The following is a 3,469-nucleotide window of genomic DNA, read 5'->3' on the forward strand; positions in this document are numbered from 1 at the left end:
ACCCATTGGACGCACCATCCTGATTCACCGCCGAACCACGAACCACCCCATAAACCCGATGACCCTTACGACGCGCATCCGACAACCGCTCCAACACCAACACACCGACACCCTCGGCCCATCCGGTGCCGTCGGCGTCGTCGGAGAACGACTTGCAGCGGCCGTCCGGGGCGAGTCCCCGTTGCCGCGAAAACTCCACGAACGTCTCCGGCGTCGCCATCACCGTCACCCCACCAGCCAACGCCACATCACACTCACCCGACCGCAACGCCTGCCCCGCCAAATGCACCGCCACCAACGACGACGAACACGCCGTATCGACGGACACAGCCGGGCCTTCGAGTCCCAGGGTGTAAGCGATCCGGCCGGAGACGACACTGCCGGCACTACGCCCCGAAACGTAGTCGTGGTACATCACCCCAACGAACACGCCGGTGGACGAACCGCGCAGGGCGCTCGGATCGACGCCGACCCGCTCGAACGCCTCCCACGAAACCTCCAGCAGTTGACGCTGCTGCGGGTCCATCAGGACGGCCTCGCGGGGTGAGATGCCGAAAAAGACCGGATCAAACTTGGACGCGTCGGTAAGGAAGCCACCCTTCGCCACGTAGGTGGTCCCGGGGCGGCTGCCGGTCGGATCGTACAAGCGGGCGACATCCCAACCCCGATCGGTAGGAAAGTCGCCGACAGCGTCGGACCCGTCGGCGACGAGCCGCCACAGATCCTCGGGCGAAGAGACACCACCGGGATAACGACAGGCCATCCCGACGATCGCCAACGGCTCATCGCCGACCGCCGTAGTGGTGACGACCTGCGCCGGGTCGGCGTCGTCCGAGCCGGCGATCTCGTTGAGCAGGTGTCGAGCCAGATCGCCCGGCGACGGGTAGTCGAAGATCAGGGTGGCGGGCAGCCGCAGGCCGGTACTGGCCGCGAGGGAGTTACGCAGCTCGATTGCGGTGAGCGAGTCGAAGCCCAGCTCTTGGAACGCACGGCCGGCGTCGATCTGCTCGGCGGAGGTGTGCCCGAGCACCGCCGCCACCTGGGTGAGCACCAGGGCGGTCGCGGCGCGGTCGCGTTCCTCGGCGGTCAGCGCGGCGAGGTCCGCCGCCCAGCTGGTGGCGGCGGGGGCTACGGCGCGGGCAGCCGACCGCCGCGCCGGGCGGATCAGGCCGTGGAACGGCAGCGGCAAATCGTCGCCGAGGGTCCGCAGAGCAGCCAGGTCGAGCCGGACCGGGACGGCCGTCGGGTACGGGTTGGCGACGGCGGCGTCGAGCAGGGCGAGGCCGTCGGTGGTGGCCAGCGGCAGCACGCCACCGCGCGACATGCGCTCCCGGTCGGCGTCGCCGAGCCGGTCGGTCATCGCGGATCCCTCGCCCCACAACCCCCAGGCCAGTGACACCGCCGGCAGGCCGGCGGAGCGCCGTACCACCGCCAGCGCGTCCAGGAAGGCGTTCGCCGCCGCGTAGCTACCCTGCCCCGGCGCGCCCAACACACCGGACATCGAGGAGAACAACACGAACGCCGACAGCTCCCGGTCCCGGGTCAGCTCGTCCAACAACCATGCCGCGTCCACCTTAGGACGCAACACCCCCGACACCCGGTCCGCCGACAACGACGACACCACACCGTCGTCCAGCACGCCCGCCGTGTGCACCACCGCCGACAGATCCGGGCGGCCGTTCAGCAGGGCGGTGAGCTGTCCACGGTCGGCCACGTCAGCGGCGACCAGCTCGACCCGCGCGCCGGCCGCCGACAGCTCGGCCACCAGTTCGTCGGCGCCGTCAGCGGACGGCCCGCGCCGGGACACCAGCAGCAACCGCGCCACCCCGTGTGCCGCCACCAGGTGCCGGGCTACCGCCGAGCCCAGGGCACCCGTCGCACCGGTGACCAGCACCGTGCCCGTACCGAAGAGCGGGCCATCCGGTTCGGACGGTGCGACTGTCTGGCGGGTGAGCCGGGGCACCGAGACCGCGCCGCGACGGACCCGTACCTGTGGTTCGTCGGTGGCCAGCGCGACGGCGAGCAGCGACGCGACGTCCCCGGTCGGGTCAGTGTCGGTGTCGACCAGCAGCAGCCGGTCAGGGTTCTCGGCCTGCGCCGAGCGGAGCAGTCCCCAGACGGCCGCTGCGGCCAGATCGGTCGCGTCGTCGCCGACGGCGCGTCGGGTGAGCACCGCCAGCTGGTGGGTGTCCGGGCCGGCCAGCCACTCCTGAACCAGGCCGAGCACCCGGTTCACCTCGGCGTGCACAGCTTCCGGTCCGGCGGCGTCCCCGCCGAGTCCGGCGGTCAGCACCAGTAGTGCGGCGGCGGTCGCCCCGTCCCCGGCGAGCGGGTCGGCGATCGGAACCGCCTGGTCCGTCCCTTCAGGCGCGGGGTCGGGCCGGGTGGCCGGATGGTAGGCCCAATCCGCATCGGTCACCGCCGTGGGCGTGCCGGTCTCCTGCCAGGCGAGATCGAACAGCGCGTCGGAGATGCCGCCGCTGCGGTGCACCTGGACGGGCCGCAGTACCAGCTTGTCGGCCGTGGCGACGGGGGCGCCGACCGCGTCGGCGACCGCCATCCGGACCCCGGAGTCGACGGGGGTGAGCCGGACCCGTATGCCCGCCGCGCCGGTGGCGTGCAGGGTGATGCCCGACCAGGTGAACGGCAGTCCGCGGAAGGTGTCACCGTCGGCGAGGCCGAGGGCGTGCAGGCCGGCGTCGAGCACCGCGGGATGCAGGCCGTAGCCGTCGGCGTCCACGTCCTCGGGGAGGTTCACCTCGGCGTAGAACTCGTCGTCGCGTCGCCACGCCCGGCGCAGGCCCCGAAAGACCGGGCCGTAGACCAGGCCGCCGGTGGCGAGGTGGTGGTAGAGGTCGTCGGTGGGTACCGGTTCCGCGCCGGTGGGCGGCCACTCGGTGAGGGGGGTTCCGACGTTACGGCGGTCGGTGGTGAGCAGGCCGCTGGCGTGCCGGGTCCACGGGACATCAGTGTCCGCGCTGCGGGCGTACACCTGAATGGAGCGGGCCTGGCCGGTGTCGGCGGCGCCGACGACGACCTGGAGTTGGACTGCGCCGCGTTCGGGTAGCACCAGCGGGGTCTCGATGGTCAGTTCGTCGACGGTTTCGGCGCCTACCTGGGCGCCGGCGTGCAGGGCGAGGTCGACGTAGCCGGTGCCGGGGAAGACCACCGCGCCGTCGACGGCGTGGTCGGCGAGCCAGGGGTGCCGGTCGAGGGAGAGCCGGCCGGTGAGGACTGCGCCGTCGGCGTTGGCGAGGGTGACCGCCGCGCCGAGCAGCGGATGGTCGGCGGGGTCCAGGCCCATCGCGGTGGTGTCGCCGGGGCCGGCGGGCACGTCGAGCCAGTAGCGCTGGTGTTGGAAGGCGTAGGTGGGTAGGTCGACCTGCCGCCCGCCCGGATGGATGGCCGCCCAGTCCAGGTCGACACCACTGATCCACGCCCGCGCCATCCCAGTGGCGTACGCCTCCAC

The 3,469-nt window shown here is 72.2% G+C and carries 1 protein-coding gene; it reads right to left on the reverse strand.

Annotation, left to right across the window (positions count from 1 at the left end):
• Nucleotides 1-3,448: type I polyketide synthase (locus tag HCA58_RS22980; RefSeq protein WP_240956610.1), on the reverse strand; the 3,448-nt coding region annotated here is incomplete at its 3' end.
• Between the last annotated feature and the right edge of the window lie 21 nt (nucleotides 3,449-3,469).

Origin of the sequence: Micromonospora sp. HNM0581 (genome assembly GCF_012726175.1) — a bacterium.
GTDB lineage: Bacteria > Actinomycetota > Actinomycetes > Mycobacteriales > Micromonosporaceae > Micromonospora.